This is a genomic window from Liquorilactobacillus sicerae (genome assembly GCF_029916425.1).
Classification (GTDB): domain Bacteria; phylum Bacillota; class Bacilli; order Lactobacillales; family Lactobacillaceae; genus Liquorilactobacillus; species Liquorilactobacillus sicerae.
The window spans coordinates 1-463 of sequence record NZ_JAHAVQ010000214.1 but is presented as its reverse complement, the minus strand read 5'-3'; the positions used below and the strand labels follow the sequence as shown (position 1 = coordinate 463).

Genomic DNA, 463 nt, shown 5'->3' with positions numbered 1-463 from the left:
GTATCAACCAAATCACGAGTAATAAACATATCGTTTTCATAAACAAGAGCAATTTTCTCCTCGGCAACGATTTGTTTTAGCTGTCTTGAAGAAACGACTTCCATTTTCAGCTGTTCAAATTGAACGCCATGTTGCTGCAAAAAAGATTCGAGCTGTTCCCGATGCCTTTCACGTAGACCTGAATAAATTATTTTGACTGGATAGCTTGGCAGAGTTACCGGAATCCAAGCACCAGTTAAAGCATTAGTCGCGATAATTCCCTCAAATCGCATTGCAGCATCAGCCAGAGCGGCTTTTTTATGCAGAATATTCCATTCATACAACTTTGGTTCCTCAAGAGTCTCCAAGTGCAGGTCAACTCGATCGCCACCTTTTTCAGTTGCATAGACCGAAAGAGTAGTAACTTTTTTAGCCGTAGCATCATCTAATTTGGAAAAAGCCTGATCAAAAACGGTCCCTTCAT

General features: G+C 40.8%; 1 pseudogene. It reads right to left on the bottom strand.

From position 1 onward, the window contains the following. Nucleotides 1–463, bottom strand: a pseudogene (locus tag KH893_RS12065) (phosphoribosyltransferase); the annotation flags it as partial.